Raw genomic sequence first — 344 nt, 5'->3', positions numbered from 1 at the left:
AGAAGGTGCTGTTTTTACTGGTGTAGTAGTATTTTCTTTATCGCATTTTCTGCAGCTGTAAACATACTTAATGTGCTTTAATACCTTGGCCTTGGCAGGAACGATTTTTAATTCGCGTCTTTCTTCTGTGCTCATTTCATGAAGGTTATCACCACAACAAGAGCACACCTGTTCTTCTGAAGAAAGGCGATGCTCTACAACTTCTTCTTCAAGGCCTTCTAACTGTATATCTCGCTGGCCTTTGGATTTACGACGCTTGTATGTAATTTCCTCCAGTTCAGGCTCTTTTGCAGAAACATCAGCTTCTTTTTCAGTTTCGTTAAAAAGCTGCATCTGATCTGGAG

The 344-nt window shown here is 40.4% G+C and carries 1 protein-coding gene; it reads right to left on the bottom strand.

Going from position 1 to position 344, the window contains the following annotated elements; genetic code table 11:
* Nucleotides 1–344: IS66 family transposase zinc-finger binding domain-containing protein (locus CDO51_RS13290; protein WP_205842276.1), on the bottom strand; the 344-nt coding region annotated here is incomplete at both ends.

Origin of the sequence: Natranaerobius trueperi (assembly GCF_002216005.1) — a bacterium.
GTDB classification, from domain to species: Bacteria; Bacillota; Natranaerobiia; order Natranaerobiales; family Natranaerobiaceae; genus Natranaerobius_A; species Natranaerobius_A trueperi.
The sequence above is the reverse complement of the archived record's forward strand: the minus strand, read 5'-3'. Positions and strand labels throughout refer to the sequence as shown.